The organism is Candidatus Bathyarchaeota archaeon, from assembly GCA_026014465.1.
Taxonomy (GTDB): domain Archaea; phylum Thermoproteota; class Bathyarchaeia; order Bathyarchaeales; family Bathycorpusculaceae; genus JADGNF01.
Map to the genome: position 1 here is coordinate 19,491 of JAOZID010000004.1, position 23,168 is coordinate 42,658.

The window sequence follows — 23,168 nt, forward strand, 5'->3', positions numbered from 1 at the left end:
CCACGCACATGTTAAAGATTTCTCTGCGCCTTACCTTGAATGTTTGTTCAATGAATGCGGACGGTCTGGGTATAGCTGTTGGTTGTGAGTTGTTTGGCGAAGGCTTTGGCTCCTTGGATGTTTTGTTGGTTGGGGTGTCCGCGGTTTAGGGCGAGGGATTGTCCTTTGCAGTTGAAGCTATCCCCTGTGGTGTAGTCTTTGTTTTGCAGGGTCTGCTGCATGGTGGGCTGCATTTGGGTTCTGCGCCGCTGCTGGCTGCGAAAACGGCTGCTTTGGTGCCTGTGCTGGCTGGGAGGTTGTCTATGAACTGGAGTTTTTTGTGGGGTTTGCCTCCGTAGTTGCCGCTGCCTACAATTAGCAATAACCCTTCATAACCCACGCGGGTAGCTTGGACACTCTATACTCGTTTTTGGTTTTGGAGGATTTTTTGTGCGGTTTGTAGGTCTTGGGTGGTGTTGATGTTGAGGAGGACTTCGGTTTGTTGGGTGATGATGGCGCTGGTTTCTATTTTTTCTGGGGTTTGGATTTGGGTTCCGTTGATGATGTTTACGCCTGAGACTGCGTACCAGATGCCTTGGTATTCGTCGGTGCTTGAGATGGAGAGTCCGAGTTTTTCGCGTTCTTTGATGGGTACGAAAACTGCGAGGAAGTCTTTGCCGCATTTCTCAAATGCGTCTACGACTGTGTCGATGAATTCGCCTGTGACGGCAGGTAAATCCGCGGGAATTGTCAGCACCGCGTCCATTAGGTCTGCTTGGCGGGTGGCTTGTTTGAGGTCGTTGTGGTAGCCCTTCGCGTCAGTGCACAAAATCCTGTAGCCCTTTTCAAGGCAGTGTTGTTGGGTTTGGGGCGTGTTGGGACTGGTTACCACGTAGAACTCGGAGATGTTGTGGGCGTTGGAGACGGCTTGTGCGACCCAGTCCAGCAATGGTTTGCCCAGAAACGGCAGCAGGGGCTTTTCGGTGGACAGTCCCATGCGTTTGCCTTTGCCGCCAGCCATAATTAGCGCTGGAATCCTCAAAACCACAGTGCCCCCGCAAACAAGAATCCAGCCAACAGCCACAGCGCCGCCACCAAAACCAGCGATAGTGCCCGCGCAGCCTCATTGGTAGCTCCAATCATGTCGCCGCAGACCCCGCCAAACACGTAGTTTGCTACGTTACTCATAAGCAACCCAAACACCGCCGTCGCCGCCACAACCAGCACCCCCGCAACCCCTAGGAGCACAAACCCCACGATTACGGCGGTTGCATAGGCTATGATGTTGATTTTTCGTTTGGCACTGTCTATGAATCGGGCGCCTAAGCCTTGGTGGGCAGCTTTTCCGCGCCAGACAATTGTTACCATAGAGAGTTTCGCGGCTACTTCTGCGACTATGAGTGCCCTGACAGCCACGTCTAAGCCTAGCAGGAACAGTCCCAAGACGGCTGCGAATTCTACGGCGAACGCGACCAATGCGCCTTTTTTGGTGACTATCCAGCGGTGCGCGATTTCTTTGCGGTCTTCAAGGCGCGTAAGCCCCAAAGCGTTGCCTAAATCGACTAGTCCGTCGAAGTGCTGAAACCCCGTGAGAACCAGCAAAAACGCCAACGTCATCGCGGCAGGCAAAAACGCACCCAAAAACCCCGCGAACGGAACCGCAACAACCATAGCCGCCAAGCCCAGCAACGCTTGTATGATGATGCCGCATCCCCAAAAATACGCCGCCGCCAAGCCCCCAATAATCAACCCCGCCGCTGGGAACAGGTACATGCGCCTTGAACTGGTCCAAATAAAATCCTCGGTTTTTGCCAGAGGGATAATCGTTAGGAACGAGAGCAAATCCCTAAACGTTTTTATAGCATCCATCTTCGACATATACCCTATTCACACATTACATAGGCATATAGATTTATCGTGAGCATGAGCTTCATGACACATATCAAAGGAAAAAACATCCTAGTAACTGGGGGCGCAGGATTCATAGGGTTCCACCTATGCAAGAAACTTTGTGAGTTAGGCGCAAACGTAACCATCTATGATAATTTATCCAGTGGCAGACAAGAAAACGTGGATGACTTGCCCGACGCCAAATTCGTCAAAGGCGACATACTTAACCTGCAGCAGCTTCTTGACCTGCCCAAGTACGACATCATTTACCATTTAGCTGCCCAAGTTGTCGTGCCCTACAGCATGGAAAACCCCACATCCGATTTTGAAACCAACGCGCACGGAACCGTAAACGTTTTGGAAAAAGCCCGCAAAGACAAAAGCCGCCTCGTCTTCTCCAGCACCGCCGCAGTCTACGGCAACCCCACAATGTTCCCCACCCCCGAATCCTACGGCTTCCACCCGTTCTCGTGCTACGGCTTATCCAAAGTCGTCGGCGAACAATACTGCCAAATCTACACCCTCCAATACGGCTTAGACATCACAGTTTTCCGTTTCGCTAACGTGTACGGCTCCAGGTGCCATGGCGTCATAAACGATTTCATGGATAAGCTGCAGAAGAACCCTGAAAAACTTGAAATCATCGGCACAGGGGAGCAGGCACGCGATTTTGTCCATGTTTTTGACGTTGTGGAAGCGCTGGTTCTGGGCACAGAAGAAAAAGCCACAGGCAAAACCTTCAATTTAGGTTTTGGAAAAACCACCAAAATCATCGACCTCGCACATATGATGTTAACAATCCTTAACCTTGCAGACAAAACCGTGGTCACAACTACGGGGCAGTCCTGGCAAGGCGACATCAGCACTATCTGGTTTGACATAACCAAAGCCCAAAAAGAACTAAACTGGACACCCAAAATCAGCATAGAAGACCACCTGCAAAAGTTAATCGCTGAGAGGAATATGCTTTGACGCCAACGCCAGCCAAAGGCCTCATGGCTCTTCTACGGTTACCCTACTGGATGATGACAGGCGGCTTGGCGCTGTTAACGGCTTTTGCCATCGTCAAAGACATCATCGAACCCACAACAGCACTGCTCATTTTCTTTTCCATGGCATTCATAACCTCCGCAGGCTTTGCAATAAACGACTACTTCGACAAGGAAAGCGACGCCGTAATTAAGCCTCAACGCCCCATTCCCTCAGGCGCCCTAACCTTGGGGCAAGTAGCCGCGATTTCCGCGTTCCTATTCGCTTTGGGACTACTGTTGGGGGCATTAATCAACTCTTTAAGCCTGATTATACTGGCGATAGATTCGGGCTTGCTTTTGGTTTACTCCACTATGGTGAAGCGCAAATCAGGGTTTATAGCTAACATGCTTGTGGGTGTTTTGACTGGGACGGCGTTTTTGTTTGGTGAAGCAGCCGTTTCAGGCGGGATAACCTTGGCGTCTTTGAGTTTGTATCCTATAGCGTTTGGAACAATCGGCGGCAATGTTCTGCGTGATGTGCTAAGCCTTGAAGGAGATTCAAAAGTGGGTTATCCTACTTTGCCCCAGAGAATCGGCAACCCTGGCGCAGTAAAAGTGGGTGCGTTCTTCTTTACGGCTTGTGGCGTTTTGGCTCCGCTTCCGTTTTTGATAGGCGAATTTAGCGTGTTCTACTTGCCGCTTATCTTACTTTGGAGTGTTTTGCTGCTTTACTCGTCTGCGCGGCTAATAACCTCCGCCCCCACGGTTGAGAACGTGCGCAAGTACGAACGCATGGTCACCATGTCCATGATGCTGCTACCGCTCTCGCTAATTGTTGAAGCCCTCTCGCCGTTGCTTGGAGGACTCCTATGAAAACCCAAAGCATCTGCCCCATCTGCCAAAAAAAAATTGACGCCCAGCTAACCCTCAAAGACGGCAAAATCATCATAACCAAAACCTGCAAAGAACACGGAACCTTCACCGCCACCCACTGGCAAAGCCCCTCCGTCTACAACTTTACCGAAGAACACGACTATTTCAAGCATTTTCCAGAATCCGCCGCCCACAAACTCCCCGAAAGTTGCCCCTACACCTGCAGCACCTGCAAATCACACGTCTCCAACACCGTTATAGGCGTTATAGACGTAACCAAAGAATGCAACATCAAATGCCCCATTTGCTTCTCCACGTTTAGCGACCACATCGTCGACTACGAACCCACCCGCCAAGAACTCAATGATGTCCTTGAGTTCCTTAGCAAACAAAACCCCAAACCCCCAGCCATATTGTTCTCAGGCGGCGAACCTTTAGAGCGCAAGGATATGCCTGAAATAATCGGCGTAGCTCACAAGCTAAAGTTCATGACGATTCTGGCAACTAACGGCATCAACTTGGCACAAGACCCTGAACTGGCAGCGCGGCTCAAAGAGAACGGCTTAAACATCGTGTATTTGCAGTTTGACACGTTTAGCGATGAAACTTACATGAAGATTCGCGGCAAGAAACTGTTGCAGCTCAAATACAAAGCTATTGAGGTTTGCCGAAAACTCGACATGGAAGTCATATTAGTCACCACGCTCATGAACGGCTTTAACGACCATGAAGTTGGCAAAATCATCAAATTCGCCGCAGCCAACACCGACATCATACGCGGCTTGATTTTCCAGCCCATCGCTTTTACGGGGCGCGCGACGGATAACCCTTTTCAGGAAGCTTGGCGGGACTGGCAGTTCGCAGAGCAAGTGGAAACCCAAACAGGCGGCGAGGTCAAAACCTCAGACTTGTTCCCGCTATCCGTGATGAGCTCGCCCATTAAGATTATGCGCAAGTTCATGAAAAAACCGTGGCCGCTGTTCTCCTGTAGCCCGCACTGTGGCATCGTAAATTGGGTGTACGTTTCTAAAAGCGGCAAGATGATTCCCATTAACCACTTCGTGAATTTTGGCAAGTTTTTCAAAGGTATCTTAAAGCTCTCTAAAAGTGCACAGGTACAAGGCAAACTCTCCATCATGGCAACCCTGTTCATGTCCTCCATGCTCTCCATGAACATGCTCCTAGTCACCAAAGAAGTCGGCATCTTTACACTCATGAAAGCCATACTCAAAATGTTCGTCGCCCCCAGCTACCAATCCCTAGGACCCATACGCCGCCGTATATTCCTGCTTGGCTGCATGGCATTCATGGACCCCTACACCTTCGACGTAAACCGAGTCAAACGATGCGTCGTCCACTACGTCACCCCCAACCTCAAAATCATACCCTTCTGCGCCTACAACAACATCCACCGCATAGACACCGAAGAAACCTACGCCCAAAAACAACACTAGCCTGCCGCCCCTTCTCTTTGGGCTGCTTCTTTTTCTTGTTTTTGTTATTGTTGGGTTTTTGTTTTTGCTATGGCTTCTTTTATTTCCGTAAGTATTGCTACTTCTCTGATGGTGGTTGGTTTGTTGGTGGCTTTTAGGACGGTTCTTTCTTGCCATCCACATTTGCGGCATTCGTATTTAGGCGGCGTTAGCCCCATATGCGCGGACATGTCCCCTGTCATAGAGCCTGCTCTGTGGACAATTGGGCTTTTGCATTTAGGACAAACCTGCAAATCAACATACTTTTTCTCTTTAGCTAATTCATCTAAAGCCTCAACTAACTCTGGCAAAACATCACTTTCAACAACTGGTTCTAAAACAATAGTTTGTCTCTTTTTCTTCTTTTTCCTAGGCGCCTTAGACATAGAAATCCACATAACTAAAATATTAAAAAGCAGCTAAAAAGCTTGTTTTATTCAACTTGTATGCTTAGGCTGCAGTATTTGCCTGTGAATTCGTAGGTGCTGCTTTTTGGGTTTTGCATCCACAACTCAAACAGGGCATCGTAGGTTCCAGCTTGGTTGAATGATATGGTCGCGGTTTCTTGCCATGTTTCCCCGTCCTGTAAGGTGAGGCTGAAGGTTTGGGTGGGCTGGATATCAAGGGGCAGGGTGTAGTTGCTGTTCTGTGCTGTTTTGATGTGTATTTGGTAGGTTGTGGTGTTGCCCATGTGGTTTTCGACGTTGAGGTAGACGAGGGCGGATTCGTTGGTTGGGAGTTGTTCGGGGTAAGCGGATGCTTGTTTTTGGCTGTCGAGCAGGTACATGGAGACGTAGCCTTCCTGCGGCGGAGTGAGCGCTACGGCGTAGACTGCAAGTAAAGCAGAGGCTAAAATAAGAGATATTGCAACGGCTAGTATGTAGGTGTCTTTGTTGCTTTTCAGGTTCAAACTTCGAAGAGTCGTGGTTGTTTGGTTGATTTTCACGCCCTAAGACCTTTGAGCATGGTGGTAAAGATTTCGATTCCAGAGTTCAGGGGTCTAAGTTTGGGTTTGCCGTATCTGCGAAGCTTGTAGGAGGAGGGTACTTCGACCATTTTGAAGCCTTTCTTGGCGAATTTTATGAGCATTTCTGTGGCGAATGCCATGTCGGTTTCTTGGAACTGGACTTTTTCGATGGCGGAGTGTGAAATTGCCCTAAAGCCTGATTGGGTGTCGCTAAAGTTTTGCTTGTAGAGCATGTTGAAACAGAAGGTGATTACTTTGTTTCCGATGAAGTTGAAAAAGCCCATGGCTTTGTTGGGGTCGTACATGCGGGTTGCCAAGCACATGTCCGCGTCGTTTTCCACCATATGCTCTAGCATGCGGTTAATGTGGGTTATCTCATAGGTTCCGTCGCCGTCAACCATCACGACTACGTTGCCCTTTGCTGCTTGCATGCCCCTGCGCAAAGCCAAACCGTATCCGCGGCGAGGCTCAATAATCAAGCGGCAGTTAGAGTCCTTAACAATTTCTAAGGTGCCATCCGTAGAGTTGCCGTCCACAATGATAATTTCCTTGGGGTACACCAGTTCTCTTTCAAACGTGTCAATTGCTTCGCGTATGTTCCCTGCTTCATTAAGGGTTGGAATTACCACTGAAACCATGTCCACTTTCGTTGTCAACCGATATAGCCACCTCGTAGTGAAGCTAAACTACTATGTTTTTTATATGTTTTAAATGATTTCCTCATATACCTTTGCCAACTTTTCCACGTTAACATCCCAACTGTGCCTTTGAGACATCACGCGCCGCAGCTTCTCTTTCACCTTGGCAAAGTCCAAACCCGCAAACTCCAAAGCAGCATCAGCCAAAGCTTGCGGCACATTCGGCGGCACAATTCTCCCAAACTCCTCTATTAAAATTTCCCCAATTCCCCCAACATCAGTTGCCACCAAAGGCAGACCACAAGCCATCGCCTCCAAACCAACCAACGGCAACCCCTCCCCAGACTTGCTAGGCAACACAAAAAAATCCCCCGCATTATAATAGCTAGGCAAGTCCTCGTCAGAAACAAATCCCGCCAACACAAACCGCTTCTCCAACCCCAACTGCCCCACCCTGTCCTTGACAGCGTCAAAGTCAGGCCCCTTACCAACTACAAGATAGACCAGATGCGTGTTCTGCTTTAATGCGATTTGGGCGCTTTCCAGTAGTGTGTCTATGCCGTTTTTGTACACGAGCCTGCGCACCGTCACGGCAACCACCGCGTCCTGTGCGATGCCATGTTTTTCCCTGATTCTGTGGCGTGCGTGGCTTAAGGGTTTGAAGCGGTCTAAATCAACTCCATTATAGATTACTTGTACTTTTTCGGGGTCAACTCCGAGGCTGAGTACATAGTTTTTGGTGGCGTTGCTTATCGCGATGATTTTGTGCGCGAGTTTGAGGTTTTGTTTTCCAACGGATAGGTCGTTTATGCGTTCTACGGTGTTCCAGATGCCGTTGTATTCTATGAACGTGTTGTGCTGGGTAAGAACAAACGGCTTGTTGTAGCGGCGGGCGAGTTTGGCGGCTGCAAGCGAAGACAAATACGGGTGCCCATGCGCATGAATTAGCTCGCTGTGTTTTATGGTCTGCAAAAACGTCTTGTAGCTGTTGATGTTGGGGATGGGATAAGGAATGCCCAGCCTAAACCCGATGTTCAATGCATCATAGCATCTAACATTTACGCCATCATACGTGTACTGTGGGGGCGTGTAGTTGCGGTGTGTTAAAACCTCCAAATCAAAGCCTTGGCGCATTAACCTTTTGCCCTGCTCGTAAACCACTCTTTCAATACCGCCCACATGAGGCAGAAAAGTATGCGTGACAATACACAGTCTAGTTGGAGCCATGACGTCCCCGCTGACTAACCCTCCACACAAACAACTATTAACCCTTATGGTACTCTTCTTAAGCGGGCATTGCTGGCTTGTTAGTTTGCTGCCGCTTTTTTCTTGACCTTGTACTCTGTTTGAGCGGTAGATGTTTTCCACATCTGGTCAAAATAGCCTTTTCCAAGGGCAACTAAACGGGGATTATTAGACCACAAGCTTGCTTTTTTATGCCAGTCACAGGGTTCTCCTGTGTTTATGAACACTTCTTTGTCGTCAACTATGCCATACATTGCCGCAGCCGACGATTTTGTATACCTGATGACAAAGTTGTTGTCTTTGTTTAGCTCCCTGATTTTCTTTAGTACCTCTTTGGGCATTTGCTCTTTTTCTGACCTGCATATGACTAATCGAATTCTAACGCCCCTTGATAAAAGGTTCAATGTGACGCTTCCCTCTTTGCATGTGAGGACGTAAGCGCAGAAGTCTTGTTGCCTGATGAAAATGCCGTCGTAACTCTTTTGTGCTCTATTGAATACCTTATTGAACGCGTGATGTTTTGCTTGTTCCCCCGAGATTAAGGTAAACTGTGATTCTGGGCGGTCTTTTTCTTCTGTTTCTGCACTTTTAATCTTGTGAAGTATCCTGTTTGTTTTGATTTTAATCTCGTTTAGTTCTTTGGCTTTACGTTCAACCAATGTTGGTAATGTTTCTTGGGGTGAACTGGCTTGAAAAAGAATTGGCTTGGTCAGAATCTTTTCAACTAACCCAATTTCTTGAAGCTTGACAAGAACTCGGTACACGTGTGCGCGGTCTATTTTGGTTTCGTTGGCTATCGTTTTGATGGACGCTTTCCCTGTCATGGTCAACGCGAGGTAAACTTTGGCTTGTTGACAAGTTAACCCTAATTTGGTCAGCGTCTCTGCTTCTTCTTGAAATATCATTGTTTTTAGCCAGCCGAATATTTTTGATGTTTTATTCATTTGTTGAGGACTTAAGTTTTATGTGAGTGCATGTTGCATTCGCCATTTTTTAAAAACTTTGTACACCCTTCCCTTTTTCTACACTAAATAGGAGAAAAAATAGCCTTGTCTATAACCATAGTCAACAAATTTTTTCAACATAAAGGCACAAAAATTGCAATGCTTTCTTTGATTTTGCTGCTAACCTCTCCCATGCTAATGACCAATGTTCCCCAAGCAAACGCTGTAAACTATGACACATACGCGTTTCTTGCTCTTTCAACCAACCCTGTAGGCGTAGACCAAAACGTGGTGGTTGTGTGCTGGCTGTCTTTGCCGCCGCCAACTGCTTTTGGAATTGCAGGTGAGAAATGGGAAGACCTAACTGTCACAATCGTTGACCCTGAAGGAACCACAGAAACTAAAGGACCCTATTCTTCTGATGCTATTGGGCAAATCTACTTCAGTTATGTGCCCACTAAAATTGGTGACTACCAGTTCCAGTTTAACTTCCCTGGTCAGCTTAGCGAGAACGGCAACTACTACAATCCTAGCAGCAGCGAAACTGTAACGTTAACTGTGCAGCAAGAGCCAATACAGGCATACCCCAGCACGCCGCTTCCTGATTCAAACACTTACTGGGAGCGTCCGATAAACGGGCAGAACCTTTTGTGGACATCGTTTTCAGGAAACTGGCTTGGCTTAGGCTCTGCCTCCTTTGGCGCTAGAGCCTTTGATTCATCCTCAAACTACGGCAACTTTAACCCCTACACTGCAGCGCCAAGCACCGCGCACATTGTTTGGACAAAAGAAAACGGCTTTGGCGGCATAATAGGCGGCGAATACAACAACCCCCCCACGTATTACACAGGAAACTCTTACGAAGCACAATTTACGCCCCCTGTCATCATAAACGGTGTACTCTACTATAACACTGCAAGTCCGCCCAAGTACGGATTCCAAGCAGTAGATCTGCGAACTGGAGAGATGCTCTGGTACCAAAACAGTACAGGACAACAACCCGACCCACAAGTCAACCGTGGAACCCTTGGAGGCATATACTGGCCTGGCATAACCAACGGTCAAGTACTCAACTACATCACTGAAAACCAGTACGGCGGCATTCCGTATCTTTGGAACACCGCAGGCTCTGTTTGGTCCATGTATGATGCGTTCACTGGAAACTGGATACTTAACTTGGAAAACGCGACCGCTTCCGCGCCAACGTTTGTCACCGATGAAACAGGTACACTGTTCACGTACCTTATCGGCGATGGATGGCTTGCTATGTGGAATTCAACTAAAGCTGTTCCAACATTAACGACGATACCTGGTTACCGAACTTGGAGACCTGTTACTGGCAGCACAACTGACTGGCGAGATGGGCTTGAATGGAACGTAACCTTGGACACTGCAGTGCCTGGGCAATCCATTGCTAAAGTCGGTTCGGGCATTGTTCTTGCCGTATCCTCAAGAGACGCTGCTCCTGGCACCCGACTGGAAATCGGCTACGACGCCACCACAGGCGAGCAACTCTGGATTGAAAACCGAACCCACCTAATCCCTGGCTCAAACAACTACAACCTCCAAGGACCCATAGCAGAAGGCGTCTACACAGAGTACATACAAGAAAAACAGGCATGGTACGGTTTTAGCACCCAAACTGGCGAACAACTGTGGGGACCAACTGAGGCAACCTCTAACGCGTGGAGCGTCTACAACACTGGCTCAGCAATCGCATACAACACGCTTTACTCGCTTTGCTTTGACGGACTACACGCCTACGACCTCACAACAGGCGACCACCTCTGGGATTTCGCAGCCCTAAGCAGCGGAGTACAAACCATCTACGGCATCTGGCCCTTTGACCTAGGCAGCTTCACCATCGCAGACGGAAAAGCCTACATCTCAGTAGGACACTCACACGGCGTTCTACCCCAATTCGCAGACGCAAAAATGTACTGTGTCAACGCAACCAGCGGCGAAGAAATCTTTAGCGTTTTAGGCTGGATGCAAGACGGCTGGACCAACGCCCCCGCAATCGCAGACGGCTACCTAGTGACCGAAAACGGCTACGACAAACAAATCTACTGCTTTGGCAAAGGACAAAGCGCAACCACCGTAACATGCTCTTCTGTAATAGGCAGCACCACCAGCGTCCTAATTGAAGGTTCAGTAACTGACCAATCACCCGGTCAAACCTGCCTTGGCATACCCGCAGCAGGTACCCCCGCAATCTCTGACGACTGCATGAGTGACTGGATGGAATACCTCTACATGCAACAACCCAAACCCACACAAGCAACAGGCGTCACCGTATACCTAACCGCTATTGACCCCAACGGCAACACCCAAGACATAGGAGCCGTAACCAGCGACATAGACGGCAACTTTGCAATCCAATGGACACCCCCAGTACCCGGCGTCTACACCGTAAAAGCTTCCTTTGAAGGCACAGAATCCTACTTCAAATCCTACGCAACAACCTCCTTTGCAATAGCCAACGCCCCCGCACCTTCAGTATCCCCACAACCCACCACAACTGTCCCACCAACAACAGCATCACCCACACAAACCGTTGAACCCTCCCCCTCCACTGCTCCCCCACCAACAAGCGAAACACCAACCACCACCTACATAGCAATTGCAGCCGCAGCCATAATCATCATAGTCGCAGTCGCCGCTATAGTTCTTCGCAGACGCCAATAACCCAATGAAAAACTCTTCCCCTTCCCTTTTTCTTTTTTAGTTACCTGAAAAAATGCAGGTTGAGGCTGAATGGGCTCTGGTTAAGCGGATGATAATGCGTTAACAGCAAAAATCACTGCGCAGGTTTCTTTCTCCTTAGGTAGTAGTTCCAGAGCCCCAGCAACCTTTGTTTACCTTAGGTTCTGTTTAGGTGTTACTGGTTTGGTGTTGTTGCTTTTGTTGCTTTTGTTGCTGTGTTCCATACTTTGTCGAAATGGTTTTGGCATATTTCTATACAGCCTGTGTGGTCGGTGAATAGTGCGGGTTTTTTTCCTAGCCCTAATCCTGGAACCAGAATGACTGTTGCTGCGGTTTTGTCTCTTATGACTACTTCTGCTTTTGGGAAATCGGTTATGTATCTGATTTGACAGTTTTTCTCTTGCAATACGTCCATAAATTTTTTGTCAAAGTGCTTGGGGTTTGCTTTTTCGGTGATTAACCTGTATTTTACGCCTCTTCTTAGGATTTTTATGTGCAAGTCCGATAGGTTGATGAAGCATTCTTGAAAGGCGTTTTTATTTATCAAAACATCAATGCATTCTTTTAGTTTGTTATGTGCTTCAATTACATCTTCTATCTCTGTTTGTTTTCTTCTCTCAACAATCTTGAATATGTATCCCTTGTGAGCTGGCTCGTTTTTTGTCTTATACTCCTGCACCAATTCCAGAGCACTTTTCTTGATTTTATCATAATGCTTTTTTTGCTGATTTAGCAGTATGGGAATTCCTTTTTCTAAAGGCAACGCCTGATACAGAGTTGGTTTCCCAATTATCTTTTCTACTAAACCCATTTTCTGGAGTTGCTCAATTACTTGATACGTGCTTGACCTATCTATGTTTGCTATCCTCGAGATTTCATGTACCTTTTCTTTTTCGGTTTGAATCAAAACTATGTATATTCTAGCTTGCAGCTGAGTTAACCCTAATTCTTGCAGGGTCTTAACGTCTCTGTCCTTGTATTCCATTTTCTCTCCCCTACGTTAACATATTCTTCTCGTGTTTTGAACTTAAATCTTTGTAAAACTGGTTAACTTTGACCGATTCTGTTGTGGTTGGCGTACACCACCACTTTTTAAAAACAATCTTCGTGAACAATTGTCCCATAAATTGAATGAGGAAAAAAATTGTCTAAACTTTCCATATTTAACACAACGAACAATCATAAAGAAAAAACAAGGCTGCTATTGACTGTGCTTTTGGCTGTATCTTTGACCGCTGGAACCTTTTTTGCTACCGCTCCCACTGTTTCTGCACATGACCCTCCAATAGACGTTCCCACATATGCTTACTTGGCTATTTCACCTAATCCCGTAGGGATTGACCAGTCAGTGTTTCTTGTTATGTGGCTTCACGCTGCACCATACACTGCTGACGGAATTGCTGGAGACCGCTGGCACGACTTCACCATTGACGTTACAAAACCTGACGGAACCACAGAAACCCTTGGACCCTTCATCTCAGATTCTACTGGCTCGACATACACAATATACACTCCTGACCAACTAGGCGACTACACCTTTGACTTCCACTACTCAGGGCAAGTTTTGTCTTTGTATCACCCTGAAAACGGCTTACCGGGGTCAACAACCCGAGGCGTTGGCGGAGGTGAAACTGCTGGCGACTTTATAGGCGACACATTCCTTCCAAGCAGCGCAACTGAGACCCTCACTGTTCAATCCGAGCAAGTAGCCCCAGTTGAAGACTATCCGCTTCCAACTGAATACTGGACACGCCCCATAGAAATGCAAAACACTGCATGGGCAAGCATCAGTTCTAACTGGCTTGGCGGCGCAAACTTTGGCACTTTCCAACAAACAGGGTATAACCTTTGGCAGCAAGGCGGCGTTGCACCCGAAACAGGCCACATTGTATGGACACACCCCATAGAAATGGGCGGCATTGTTGGTGGAGTAAGCCAAATTCCTGCAGTAGGCTTCTACTCTGGAGGTTCATACGAAGGCAGATTCGCTAATACAATAATCATGTATGGGCGACTGTACTATCAAGAACCCTTGGGTCACTCTAATACTGGCGGTGGTTACACCTGTATTGATTTGAGCACTGGCGAGATTGTCTGGCACAGTGACGAGATGGGCGTAATCGACGGCAAACCTGTACCCACATTTGGTCAACTCTTTGACTACGAATCCATGAATCAGCACGGCGTTGTTTGCGGCACTTTGTGGGCGACTACAGGAAGTTCACAGTACGCTGCAACCGAAGGCAGCACATGGATAGCCTATGACGCATTCACAGGCAAATGGATGTACAATCTAACCGGCGTTCCTTCAGGCACCACCGTGTACACTGACAAAGGCGAAGTACTAATCTACGTCCTTGATTACGACAACCGCTGGATGGCTCTGTGGAACAACACCCAAGACCAAACAGGACTGCAAAGATCACTTGGAACAGGAAGCAACGCCTACCAATGGAGACCCAACGGCAAAGAAGTTGACATGAGCACTGCTTACACTTGGAACGTTACAATACCCAATCTGCCCGGAAACTCTGACCCCTCCATCTATGCAGTTCTGCCAGGAGACATAATATTTGGCCGGAGCAGCGGCGTATCCCCTGGAGTAGGTGACAAATTCACCCCCAACCCATACACCTTGTGGGCGATAAGTGATAACCCTGCAAACAGAGGCGAACTGCTGTGGATCCAAGATTACCCCGCTCCTGACGGTGACCTTACACGACGGTTAGGTCCTGTTGACCCCGTTAATCGTGTATGGACAATGTTTGACGTTGAAACAATGCAGTGGCTAGGCTATAGTTTGGATAATGGCGATTTGCTGTGGGGTCCAACGGATACAACTATTCGTGCATATGAATACTACGGCAGTGGTGAAGGCGGTGGACAACGCGGAGTTACTGCTTATGGCAATCTTTACGTACAGGGCTTTGGCGGCGAAATCTTCTGCTATGACCTAAGCAACGGCAACTTGATGTGGAAATACAACAACACCAACAGCGGCTTGGATACCCCGTGGGGTCTTCGCCCAATCTTTTTGGCTTCTGTTGCTGACGGAAAAGTCTACGCTTTCAACAACGAGCACTCACCTAACGTGCCACTCTACAAAGGTCAACAAGTCTACTGCGTTGATGCCTACACTGGCGACGAAATCTGGACCATGGATGGCTGGGCAGGTCAAACTGGAGGCAGAGGAACTTCAACTTCTGTTCTTGCAGATGGCTTCTTTGTCTACTACAACTACTACGACGGACAAGTTTACTGTGTCGGCAAAGGCGCAAGCGCTACCACAGTAACAGTGTCACCCAAAGTTTCAACGCAAAACAGCATGATACTCATAGAAGGCAAAGTCACCGACATATCGCCAGGCACAGACCAGACCGAATTAGCTATGCGTTTCCCCGATGGCGTTCCAGCTGTATCTGACCAAGCCATGAGTTCTTGGATGGAATACCTCTACATGCAAAAACCAATTCCGCAAGACGCAACAGGCGTTACCGTGCACCTAACAGCAACTGACCCAAACAATAACCTCCAAGAAATCGGTTACGTCACCGCTGACCTAAGTGGCTCATACAGCATCACCTGGACACCCCCAGTTGAAGGCACATACACCATCGTCGCAAACTTCGAAGGCTCCGAAGCTTACTATCCCTCCTGTGCAGAAACCGCCCTAGCAGTTGGACAAGCAATGGCAACTCCAATTGTTCCCTCATCACCTTCCGCAAGCCAAACCCCCTCAGCTTCACAGTCCGCTTCACCTTCCCCAAGCACTGCTCCTCCACCAACCAGTGAGATGCCAACCACCACCTACATCGCCATAGCCGCAGCCGTAGCAGTCATTGTCATCATAGCAGCCGCCATCATGCTTCGAAGACGCCAATAAACCCATGCAAAAAACTCTTCCCCTTTCTTTTTTTAGTCACAAAAAACAGGAAGAAAATCCAAGTTGGGGCTGAATGGGCTCTGATATTGATAATGCATTAGCAGCATCATCATTAAACGGTTCATTTTCTCTTTCCTATTTGGGTTCAGAGCCTCAGTAAACCCTTTCTTTCTGTTGATTACTGTTTGAATTCGCAAAATGTTCTTTGATTGATGGCTGTTAAAAGAAGCAGCTTGAAAAAAGAGGTGTGGTTTGTGTTGGTTTAACTGTTAGGGTTGAGCGGCTTTTGAGTTTTTGAATGCTCTGGTGTACATGTTGGCTGATACGCCTGCGACTAAGCCGCCTATGGGGTCGTTGGTTAGGGCGCCTAATGTTTTGAGTATGCCGGGTTTGGCTTGGTCGAAGCGGACGAATTCGAATACGCCTTTGGAGCCTGCGATGTAGTCGGCTACTGCTATTCCGATGAGTTCGTCTGCTACTAAGCCGGGTTTTCCGTCAAAGCGTTCTAAGGTTAAGCCGGGGATTCTTTCGGCTTCGGCTTCTTTTTGCAGCAAAAACGCTCCCGTGATAAGCGTGGAAACATTTACGTCCGAGAGGGCATCCAAAAACTCGTCAGTTAGGACTTCTTCGGCTTTCTCTTTGGTTTCCACGCCGGGGTGAGGAACATAAAATTCTAATGCGCAATCCAGCAGTTCACGCAACCCAATGCCGTGTTTTTCCAAAAACTTTAGCAGTGCGGGCTTAGTTGTCTGGTTCATCTTTATCAACGCATCAGTAAATACAAGGTTTTTCTTAAGCCTTACGCACCCAACGCCGCTCTAAATCCACGTAACACCATGCTTCTTTTTCGGATTTTTGTGCAATGTTTATATTTTCAAAGTGGGATGGATAATCCGTTCTATCTGAAGAAGAGGAAAAACCGTGACGAAAAATACCCGTTTGTACGTAACCGCCATAGCAGTTATTGTTGTTGTAGCTGTGGTTGGTGTTGGAACTTTCTTGTTGTATCAAGGGCAAGACCCTACTGGCGACACTGGCGCTCCTGTTGCCACTTTGACAGATAACACTGGATATGTCTTGAATTTAACCGAGTACCCAGAGCGCATAGTTTCTTTGGCTCCAGCTAACACTCAGATACTCTTCGCCGTAGGAGCAGGCGACAACGTAGTGGGCGTAACCGACTACTGCAATTACCCCTACGACTTCTCAGCTTGGGTAGAAGCAGGCAACATGTCAAGCATAGGCAACTACTTCAACCCTAACATTGAACCCATCGTGGACTTGAACCCTGACCTGGTTCTTGCAAGCTTAGGAAGCATCGACGTAGTTGACCAACTTCGCGACCTAGGCTACAATGTTTTAACCCTCAACCCCCCAGACCTAAACGGCGTGCTTGACAACGTCATCTTAGTAGGACAAGCCACAAACCACGAAAACCAAGCAACCACCCTAGTCAACGAACTGCAGCAAAGAATCGACACCGTTGAAACCGCACTGCAAGACACAACAACCACCCCAAAAGTCTACATTGAAATCTGGAGTGACCCCTACACCAGCGCCGGCAAAGACACCGCCATCAACGAATTAATCAAACTCGCAGGCGGACAAAACATCTTCGAAAACGCAACCAACCCCTACCCACAAGTCAGCTCCGAAGCCATAATCGAACAAAACCCCGACATCATCATCTTCCCAACATCCATGGGTGAAGACGCTTTCTGGGGCAGCTTTGATGAAGTATCACACCGCGATGGATGGAGCAACATACCCGCCATACAAAACAACGACCTCTACACCATAAACGGCGACCTAATCAACCAGCCAGGACCACGCCAAGTAGACGCCCTAGAAGCTCTCGCACAGATAATTCACCCTGAACTCTGCGGCGAATACACAGGCACCACCTAAACCTACTTCTTTTCTTTTTGTTGTTTGGAGAAAAAATCTTGGAGCCCCGAAAACCCGCAAGCTCTACACGTACTTCCCGATGGAAACTTCATTTCCTATTGCTTATTTTGCTCTTCGTAGTTGTCGTCTTCATATCTTTGAATTTTGGTTTCTCCCAAATTCCCCTTCCCGACGTTTCCCAGATACTGCTCAAAAACATCCCAGGAATAGGTGGAAGCATTCAACTTACTGATTTTCAAGCCCTCAAAGAACCTATAATCATGGCGATTCGTTTGCCCAGAATTCTGTGCGGTGCTTTGGTGGGGGCGGCTTTGGCTGCTTCAGGAACCATCTATCAGGGCATGTTCCGAAACCCCATGGCTGACCCCTTTGTTATCGGTGCCTCTCAGGGCGCAGCGTTAGGTGCCGCAATCGCTATTGTTTTGGGCGTGGGCACCTCTGTTTTTGGTTCTAGCGCAATTCCTGTTTTCGCGTTTTTGGGTTGCATAACTTCCGTGCTTATTGTGTACTCTATATCGCGCATCGGTTCGCGTGTTCCTATAACTACGTTGTTGCTTTCAGGTATCGCCATTGGTCTCTTCGAATTAGCTATAGTTACTTACCTGCAGACCATCGCAGGCGAGAAGCTGGGTCCTTTGACGTTTTGGATAATTGGCAGCTTAAGCTCTTCACGCATAACATGGGGCGGCTTACTAAGCATCCTACCCTTCGTCGTGGTAGGCATCATCATAACTTATCTTTACTCGCGTGACCTAAACATTTTTACTTTAGGAGAAGACCAAGCCCAGCACTTGGGCATTAACTTGGAGCGAACAAAACTGATTCTGCTAATCACAGGAGCATTCATGACCGCAGCAGCTGTTTCCATTAGCGGCTTGATTGGGTTTATCGGCTTAATGATTCCGCACCTGACCCGCCTGCTGGTAGGTCCCGACCACCGCGTTTTATTGCCCGCGTCGGTGCTGCTGGGCGCCTCCTTCTTGGTGCTGTGTGACGGCGTGGCAAGGTTGCTTACGTCTCCTTCTTCTCCCAGTGAAGTGCCAGTGGGCGTGATAACGGTTGTTTGCGGAGTGAGCTTCTTCTTGTTTTTGCTGCGGCGAAAGAAAAGGGTGGATGCGTTTTGAGAGGTGAACAGCTCTGGTAAACTTGAAAATTGAGGGTGTCTCCTGCTTCTATGACTCTGTCAAAGTGCTCGAAGACGTCTGTTTATCCGTGGAGACAGGTACGTTCTTGGGCATTTTAGGTCCTAACGGCTCAGGGAAAACTACGCTGCTCAAAAGCATCAGCCGCGTCCTCAAACCCCAAAAAGGCGCGATTTTGCTTGACGACTCAGACGTGTACCAAATGAAAACCTCTGAAGCCGCCAAAAACATGGCAGTTGTCCCCCAAGACAGCTCCATCACGTTTAGCTTCAAAGCCTTAGACATCGTACTTATGGGGCGCACCCCGCATCTGTCACGTTTTGAAACCGAAGGCGACAAAGACCTCGCCATAGCACGACAAGCCATGGAGTACACGGGAACATGGCACCTAGCCGACCGTCTAGTCACTGAGCTTAGCGGCGGAGAACGCCAAAGAGTAATCATAGCACGTGCCCTAACCCAGCAACCAAAAATCCTGCTCCTTGACGAACCCACCAGCCACCTAGACATTTGCAACCAACTCGAAATCATGGACCTGCTCAAACACCTATGCAAAGAACAAAAACTGCTAATCATCGGCGTCTTCCACGACTTCAACCTCGCCGCACGCTACTGCGACTCCATAATCCTTCTCAAAGACGGCAAAATCGTAGACGCAGGCAAAACCGCAAACACCCTAAACAGCGAAAACATCCAAAAAGTCTTTGGCATAGACACTATCGTAAACCGCCACCCCGTAACTGATTTGCCCTACGTCATACCCATCTCTAAACCCAAAGACCAAAAACGCAAAAACATACGAGTGCACCTGATTTGCGGCGCAGGAACAGGCAGTATGCTCATGAAAATCCTCACCGACGCAGGCTACACCGTAACAGCAGGCGTCTTGAACCAGCTAGATACTGACCATGAATCCGCCTTGTCGCTGGGTGTAGAGATGGCAAGTGAAGCTCCCCTCTCGCCTATAACGGATGCGGCGCATGAAGCTAACTTGGAGTTAATTGCCAAGGCAAACGCCGTGATTCTAACATCGGTTCCTTTTGGCTGGGGCAACCTTCGCAATTTAGAAGCCGCACAGTTCGCGTTAAAACGCGGAGTTTTGACGTTTGTGGTTGACCGTGTCCCCGTGAAGGACCGCGATTTCACGAAGGGAAAAGCTTCAAAGTTGTTTTCGGAGTTAGAGGCGTTGGGGGCTGTGTTTGTGGGTGGTCAGGAGGAGATTTTAGAGTTGCTAAACGTGTCTGAGGATAAGCTTAAGGCAGCAAAGGTGTCTTCAAAAGATGTGCTTGCCCACCTTAAACCCAAAAAGGGAACTTAAAGAAAGTCATATAACTGACAAACAAAAACAAACAGGAAGAGGATGTATTAGATGAAAGTTGTAGTTTCTTGGAGTGGAGGAAAAGATAGCTGTTTTGCTCTGTATAAAGCGTTGGAGGACGGCTTGGAAGTTGTTAGTCTTTTGACTTTTATGAAGAGTGATGAGCAGTCGAATTTCCATGGAATAAACGCGAAGATTTTGGATGAGCAAGCTTTGTCTCTTGGTTTTCCGTTGGCGAAATGCGTGACAACCCCTGAAGGTTACGAGGAGCAGTTCAAAGAGGCACTAAGCGGGTTCAAAGAAAAAGGCGCGGAAGGCTTGGTAACTGGCGACATATACGAGGTCTCAGGGCATGAAGAACGCTGGCTAGAACGCATGTGCCGCGAAGTAGACCTAAAACCCATACGTCCCCTCTGGCAAGCAGACACCAAACAACTCTTCAAAGAATTCATAGACGCAGGCTTTAACGCAACCGTCGTACGCACCAACCCCAAAGCCCTAACCACAGATTGGCTAGGCAGACAACTCAACAACCAGTTCCTAGAAGACATCCTAAAACTCGACAACGTCGACCCCTGCGGCGAAGGCGGCGAATACCACACCGTCATGACCGACGGCCCCAACTTCAAAAACCGCATAAACCTCATAGACACCAAAAAACAAACCGTAGATGGTTTTGGACGACTAGAAATCATGGGGTTCACGGTTACACCCAAACAGGGGCAACAGTAACATGGCAGCCGTCTCTGGCGTGTTAACTGCCCAAAACCAGCCCAAAGCACAGGCGTTCCTGAAGCAAATCCAAGGCAAAAAAGCGCAGTTCATACTAACCATAGCCACCACTGAAACCGCTAAAATCTCTGGCATATCCGCCGCGGGCAAACACCCTGAATTCACCGACTACACCCCACCCGCCGACGCTGAACTGCTCTTGCTTGGCAAATGCAAATGCATAAACGGTGTCCCAGTCACGCCAGACGGCATCCCAACCCCCGCCCTCATCGCCATGTCCGCCCTAAAAGCGGCTGATATCCCCGTTTTGATAGCCAGTGGCGGTTTGCAAATCAAGCCCCAAGTTCCCTACCTAGAGTTAGGCGGTAGCCCTGGCAGAGATATCCAAACAGGCAACGCCGTAGATAACGCTGCAGAAGTTATCGAACGCGCAAAACTGGCAGGTGAGCACTTGGCAAAATCTGCGGATTACTTGGTAATTGGCGAGAGCATCCCTGGCGGAACAACCACCGCTTTGGGCGTTTTATCTGCCATGGGCATAAATGCTAAAGGGAAAGTCAGCAGCAGTCTCCCCGATAATCCCCATGACCTAAAAAACCAAGCCGTACAAAAAGGGTTAGCCGCGGCAGGCATAGGCTTTGGAGGCTTTGCCAAGGAGCCTGTAAAGGCGATTTCGTGTCTGGGCGACCCCATGATGGCGGCGTTTGCAGGGCTGGTTTTGGGTGCGGCTCCGCAGGTTCCCGTGTTGATGGCTGGGGGCACACAGATGACCTCTGTCTTAGCTGCAGTTAACGCCTTAAACCCCAAAGTCCTGTGCAACATAGCCGTAGGCACGACTCGTTGGGTTCTAAACGATACGTCCTCAGACATCCAAGGCATAATCGCGCAAATTTCGCCTGAGGTTCCCGTTTTGGCGGCGGATTTGAATTTTGGTGCGTCACGGTTTGACGGGTTAAAAGCTTACGAGCAAGGCATAGTCAAAGAAGGCGTAGGCGCAGGCGGAACCTCCATAGCCGCCATGGCAAAATACGAAGGCGCCATAACCACCAATACCCTGCTAAGCGACATAGAAAAAAACTATGCTGCCCTTATGAACTTAAAGTGACCCAGCGTGTTTAAAGCCATAAAGAACCTGCTCGCGTTCCTAACCGTGATTCCCGTACGCATGGATATGGACTGCTTAGTGGATTCTGCACGGTACATGTACCTCTTCCCCCTCATCGGGGCACTTTTGGGGTTGCTGGCAGGCGCTTTTGGCTACGCAATGTTTTTGTTTCTTCCCGCTTCGGTCGCGGGGGCGTTAACGCTGGGCGTTTTGCTTCTCCTCACAGGCTTGCACCACGCGGACGGTTTGCTGGATTTTGGCGACGCCATCATGTACCAAGGAACTGCTGAACGCAAAATCGAAATCATGCACGACCAACTCACAGGCGCAGGCGCACTAGGCTTGGGCATTATGACCTACATAACAACGGCGATAGCTTTTGGGGAGCTGCAGCTTGGGCTTGTGATTCAAAGCGTAATCATCATCGAATTATGCGCTAAACTTGCCATGGTCGTCGGGGCACGGGCAGGAAAAGCCGCCCACAAAGGCATGAACTCCTCGTTCCTTGAGCAGATGCACGGCGCCAAAGGCAGCTTACGCTTGATAGCAGCGGTTGCGTTGTCTTTGCTGGTCGCGGTTCCGCTCATGTGGCTCTCAGGCTTCCCCCTTGTGGGCTTTGCCGTGGTAGCGGCTTCAGTGCTCACGGGGTTAGTTATGGTTTTCATTTCGCACAAGCACTTCAAATGCATCACAGGCGACGTTTTAGGCGCAACCAACGAACTCACCCGCCTAGTCTGCACCATAGTTCTGCTCGCAACGGTGATGGCGCTATGACTGTAACGGCGCTTATCATGGCAGGCGGCAAAGGCACACGCATGGCACTTAAAACCGAAAAGCCCCTCATCCTCGTTGGCGGCAACCCCGTAATCGACCACGTCTTGTATGCGCTGCAAAACGCCAAAACCATCGACAACATCGCCGTAGCCATAACAGACAACACCCCCAACACCACACAACACCTCCAAACACACTTCCCCCAAATCACCGTAGTCAAAACCCCTGGCAAAGAATACGTCTCCGACATGGGTAACGCCGTCAAACAACTAAACCTGCAAACCGTCATGGCAATCGCCGCCGACCTCCCCCTCATAACCAGCCAAGTCATAGACGAAATCATAACCGCATACTACAAATGCAACAAACCCACCCTCGCCGTTGCCGTGCCCCAAGAAACCAAACGCAAATTAGGCATGGGCCTAGGCTACGCCTTCGAACACGACGGGCAACAAGTCGTCCCCGCAGGCATCAACATCATAGACGGCACAAAAATCGACGACGGCGAACTCGAACAAGCAGTCTACATCACCGACAAACCCCAAGTCGCCGTAAACATCAACACCACCCAAGAACTCCAAATCGCACAAAACCTCACCAAAAACCGCCAATAGCACACAT

22 protein-coding genes are annotated in these 23,168 nt (G+C 48.7%); 12 read left to right on the plus strand and 10 right to left on the minus strand.

Features of this window, described 5'->3' with window-relative positions; translation table 11 throughout:
* Nucleotides 1–47 precede the first annotated feature (47 nt).
* The 3 genes from NWF04_00170 to NWF04_00180 all read right to left on the minus strand — a co-directional run bounded on the left by NWF04_00170 (nucleotide 48) and on the right by NWF04_00180 (nucleotide 1,848).
* Complete coding sequence (locus tag NWF04_00170; GenBank protein MCW4005001.1) at nucleotides 48–233, minus strand: hypothetical protein; 186 nt, start codon at nucleotides 231–233, stop codon at nucleotides 48–50.
* A 164-nt stretch (nucleotides 234–397) separates the two neighbouring features.
* Nucleotides 398–1,021: an NTP transferase domain-containing protein gene (locus NWF04_00175; protein MCW4005002.1), complete on the minus strand. Its 624-nt coding sequence runs from the start codon at nucleotides 1,019–1,021 to the stop codon at nucleotides 398–400.
* Nucleotides 1,018–1,848 carry an adenosylcobinamide-GDP ribazoletransferase gene (locus NWF04_00180; GenBank protein MCW4005003.1) on the minus strand — a complete coding sequence of 277 codons (831 nt, stop codon included), beginning with the start codon at nucleotides 1,846–1,848 and terminating at the stop codon, nucleotides 1,018–1,020. Before NWF04_00180 ends, NWF04_00175 begins: the two co-directional genes overlap by 4 nt.
* A gap of 63 nt (nucleotides 1,849–1,911) precedes the next feature.
* Here NWF04_00180 and NWF04_00185 point away from each other — a divergent pair, with 63 nt between their 5' ends.
* Genes NWF04_00185 through NWF04_00195 form a run of 3 tightly spaced genes read left to right on the plus strand, consistent with a single transcriptional unit; the run spans nucleotide 1,912 to nucleotide 5,167 of the window.
* Nucleotides 1,912–2,841 carry a GDP-mannose 4,6-dehydratase gene (locus NWF04_00185; protein ID MCW4005004.1) on the plus strand — a complete coding sequence of 310 codons (930 nt, stop codon included), beginning with the start codon at nucleotides 1,912–1,914 and terminating at the stop codon, nucleotides 2,839–2,841.
* Nucleotides 2,838–3,713: a UbiA family prenyltransferase gene (locus NWF04_00190; GenBank protein MCW4005005.1), complete on the plus strand. Its 876-nt coding sequence runs from the start codon at nucleotides 2,838–2,840 to the stop codon at nucleotides 3,711–3,713. Before NWF04_00185 ends, NWF04_00190 begins: the two co-directional genes overlap by 4 nt.
* Nucleotides 3,710–5,167: a radical SAM protein gene (locus NWF04_00195; GenBank protein ID MCW4005006.1), complete on the plus strand. Its 1,458-nt coding sequence runs from the start codon at nucleotides 3,710–3,712 to the stop codon at nucleotides 5,165–5,167. The genes NWF04_00190 and NWF04_00195 overlap by 4 nt, the downstream gene beginning before the upstream one ends.
* Nucleotides 5,168–5,211: 44 nt before the next feature.
* Here the strand turns inward: NWF04_00195 and NWF04_00200 are convergent, their stop codons facing one another.
* The 5 genes from NWF04_00200 to NWF04_00220 all read right to left on the minus strand — a co-directional run bounded on the left by NWF04_00200 (nucleotide 5,212) and on the right by NWF04_00220 (nucleotide 8,940).
* The gene (locus NWF04_00200) at nucleotides 5,212–5,496 is read right to left on the minus strand and encodes a hypothetical protein (GenBank protein ID MCW4005007.1); all 285 of its coding nucleotides are present in this window, start codon (nucleotides 5,494–5,496) and stop codon (nucleotides 5,212–5,214) included.
* A gap of 122 nt (nucleotides 5,497–5,618) precedes the next feature.
* Nucleotides 5,619–6,131: a DUF1616 domain-containing protein gene (locus NWF04_00205; protein ID MCW4005008.1), complete on the minus strand. Its 513-nt coding sequence runs from the start codon at nucleotides 6,129–6,131 to the stop codon at nucleotides 5,619–5,621.
* A complete protein-coding gene (locus NWF04_00210) occupies nucleotides 6,128–6,808 on the minus strand; it encodes a glycosyltransferase family 2 protein (GenBank protein ID MCW4005009.1) in 681 nt (226 codons plus the stop codon). Before NWF04_00210 ends, NWF04_00205 begins: the two co-directional genes overlap by 4 nt.
* Before the next feature lie 51 nt (nucleotides 6,809–6,859).
* Complete coding sequence (locus NWF04_00215) at nucleotides 6,860–8,017, minus strand: glycosyltransferase family 4 protein (protein MCW4005010.1); 1,158 nt, start codon at nucleotides 8,015–8,017, stop codon at nucleotides 6,860–6,862.
* 80 nt (nucleotides 8,018–8,097) lie between these two features.
* Nucleotides 8,098–8,940: a hypothetical protein gene (locus NWF04_00220; protein MCW4005011.1), complete on the minus strand. Its 843-nt coding sequence runs from the start codon at nucleotides 8,938–8,940 to the stop codon at nucleotides 8,098–8,100.
* A 198-nt stretch (nucleotides 8,941–9,138) separates the two neighbouring features.
* On the opposite strand from NWF04_00220, the gene NWF04_00225 reads away from it, so the two are divergent.
* Entirely contained in the window at nucleotides 9,139–11,667 is a 2,529-nt protein-coding gene (locus NWF04_00225; GenBank protein MCW4005012.1) for a PQQ-like beta-propeller repeat protein, read from the plus strand.
* 193 nt (nucleotides 11,668–11,860) lie between these two features.
* Here the strand turns inward: NWF04_00225 and NWF04_00230 are convergent, their stop codons facing one another.
* A complete protein-coding gene (locus NWF04_00230; protein ID MCW4005013.1) occupies nucleotides 11,861–12,670 on the minus strand; it encodes a hypothetical protein in 810 nt (269 codons plus the stop codon).
* 243 nt (nucleotides 12,671–12,913) lie between these two features.
* Between NWF04_00230 and NWF04_00235 the strand changes: the two genes are divergently transcribed.
* Nucleotides 12,914–15,568 carry a hypothetical protein gene (locus NWF04_00235; protein MCW4005014.1) on the plus strand — a complete coding sequence of 885 codons (2,655 nt, stop codon included), beginning with the start codon at nucleotides 12,914–12,916 and terminating at the stop codon, nucleotides 15,566–15,568.
* A 269-nt stretch (nucleotides 15,569–15,837) separates the two neighbouring features.
* Here the strand turns inward: NWF04_00235 and NWF04_00240 are convergent, their stop codons facing one another.
* Nucleotides 15,838–16,326, minus strand: a complete 489-nt coding sequence (locus NWF04_00240) for an alpha-ribazole phosphatase CobZ (GenBank protein ID MCW4005015.1) — start codon at nucleotides 16,324–16,326, stop codon at nucleotides 15,838–15,840.
* A 163-nt stretch (nucleotides 16,327–16,489) separates the two neighbouring features.
* Between NWF04_00240 and NWF04_00245 the strand changes: the two genes are divergently transcribed.
* The 7 genes from NWF04_00245 to NWF04_00275 are packed head-to-tail and all read left to right on the plus strand — an operon-like array spanning nucleotide 16,490 to nucleotide 23,161.
* Nucleotides 16,490–17,476, plus strand: coding sequence for an ABC transporter substrate-binding protein (locus NWF04_00245; protein ID MCW4005016.1), 987 nt, complete (start codon nucleotides 16,490–16,492; stop codon nucleotides 17,474–17,476).
* A 38-nt stretch (nucleotides 17,477–17,514) separates the two neighbouring features.
* A complete protein-coding gene (locus NWF04_00250) occupies nucleotides 17,515–18,600 on the plus strand; it encodes an iron chelate uptake ABC transporter family permease subunit (GenBank protein ID MCW4005017.1) in 1,086 nt (361 codons plus the stop codon).
* A gap of 22 nt (nucleotides 18,601–18,622) precedes the next feature.
* A complete protein-coding gene (locus NWF04_00255) occupies nucleotides 18,623–19,936 on the plus strand; it encodes an ABC transporter ATP-binding protein (GenBank protein MCW4005018.1) in 1,314 nt (437 codons plus the stop codon).
* Nucleotides 19,937–19,987: 51 nt separating this feature from the next.
* Nucleotides 19,988–20,668: a diphthine--ammonia ligase gene (locus NWF04_00260; GenBank protein ID MCW4005019.1), complete on the plus strand. Its 681-nt coding sequence runs from the start codon at nucleotides 19,988–19,990 to the stop codon at nucleotides 20,666–20,668.
* 1 nt (nucleotide 20,669) lies between these two features.
* A complete protein-coding gene (locus NWF04_00265; GenBank protein ID MCW4005020.1) occupies nucleotides 20,670–21,773 on the plus strand; it encodes a TIGR00303 family protein in 1,104 nt (367 codons plus the stop codon).
* A gap of 6 nt (nucleotides 21,774–21,779) precedes the next feature.
* Nucleotides 21,780–22,547: an adenosylcobinamide-GDP ribazoletransferase gene (cobS, locus tag NWF04_00270; protein MCW4005021.1), complete on the plus strand. Its 768-nt coding sequence runs from the start codon at nucleotides 21,780–21,782 to the stop codon at nucleotides 22,545–22,547.
* Complete coding sequence (locus NWF04_00275; GenBank protein MCW4005022.1) at nucleotides 22,544–23,161, plus strand: NTP transferase domain-containing protein; 618 nt, start codon at nucleotides 22,544–22,546, stop codon at nucleotides 23,159–23,161. Before cobS ends, NWF04_00275 begins: the two co-directional genes overlap by 4 nt.
* The last annotated feature ends 7 nt before the right edge of the window (nucleotides 23,162–23,168 follow it).